The 1,453-nt window shown below is 67.3% G+C and carries 2 protein-coding genes; both read left to right on the forward strand.

Annotated features, from left to right (window positions below):
• Positions 1-9: 9 nt before the first annotated feature.
• Positions 10-681: a TrkA family potassium uptake protein gene (locus LQV45_RS32040; protein WP_230011544.1), complete on the forward strand. Its 672-nt coding sequence runs from the start codon at positions 10-12 to the stop codon at positions 679-681.
• Positions 682-1,425 (forward strand): TrkA family potassium uptake protein, encoded by a 744-nt coding sequence (locus tag LQV45_RS32045; RefSeq protein ID WP_018772421.1) that lies wholly within the window; start codon positions 682-684, stop codon positions 1,423-1,425.
• Positions 1,426-1,453: the final 28 nt, after the last annotated feature.

The raw sequence follows: 1,453 nt of genomic DNA on the forward strand, positions 1-1,453 counted from the left end.
GAGGCCCATGTGGCGCACTTCGTGATCATGGGTTGTGGCCGTGGCGGGGCAACCCTGGCACACACGCTCGAGGACGCCGGGCATTCGGTGGCCATCATCGACCAGGATGACCGCGCCTTCCGGCGGCTCCGCACAGGATTTTCCGGACGGAAGGTCACGGGGGTCGGGTTCGACCGCGAGACGATGAAGCGCGCCGGCGTCGAGGAGGCCTATGCCTTCGCGGCGGTTTCCAGCGGCGACAACTCCAACATCCTCGCCACCCGGGTGGCGCGGGAGACCTTCCACGTGCCCCATGTGGTGGCCAGGATCTATGACCCGGGCCGCGCCGAAATCTACCAGCGCCTCGGCATTCCCACGGTCGCCGCGGTCCGCTGGAGCGCCGACCAGGTGCTGCGCCGCATCCTGCCCGAACAGCACATCGCCGGTGACTTCCGGGAGCCCTCGGGCCGGCTGGTGCTCGCGGAGGTTGACCTCAACCCCGACTGGATCGGGCACCCGATCTCCTCGATCGAGAAGGCGGCCGGCATCCGGATCGCGTATCTGACCCGGTTCGGTGAGGGCATGCTGCCCGCTGCCGCCACGTCTTATCAGGACGGCGACACTGTCCACGCCATGCTGAACGTGGACCGGAGTTCCGAGATCGGCCACATTCTCGCCAAATCCCCCGCCAAGGAGTCCTGAGTGAAAGTCGTCATCGTCGGTGCCGGAAGCGTCGGGTCCTCGATCGCCCGCGAGTTGTTGGCCCATAAGCACGAAATCCTGCTGATCGACGAGAAGCCGGAGGTGATCGGCCGGAGCGGGCTGCGCGGAGCCCACTGGCTGGTCGGTGATGCCTGCGAGCTGAGCACGCTGCAGGACGCCAAACTCGAGGACGCCGACGTCGTGGTTTCCGCCACCGGTGACGACAAGGTCAACCTGGTGGTCTCGCTGCTGGCGAAGACGGAATTCGGTGTCGGGCGTACCGTCGGCCGGGTCAACAACCCCAAGAACGACTGGATGTTCGACGACTCCTGGGGCGTCGACGTCGCGGTCAACACCCCGCAGCTGATGACCGCCCTGGTGGAGGAGGCGGTGGAGATCGGCGACCTGGTGCGGCTGCTGACACTGCAGACCGGGGTGTCCTCGCTGGTGGAGTTCACGGTCCCGCACGACTCGCATGTGATCGGGCTGACCGTGGGCGATGTCCAGTGGCCCGAAGACGCCACCCTCGTCGCGATCCTGCGGGACCAGGCGCCCATCACGCCGAGCCGCGACGACGTGATCGACGGCGGCGACGAACTGTTCTTTGTCACAACGATCGCCGCCGAGGACGACCTCCGCGCCCTGCTGGCACCCGAATCCCCGCTGGAGGACCAGCACCCGGTGACCTCGGACCAGCACGGCCACGGCACCCAGCCGGCCGGGGACGACGGCTTCGACGGCTAGAGCAGTTCCGCTCCCAATAGTTGCGCTA

Source organism: Microbacterium sp. Bi128 (assembly GCF_918698205.1).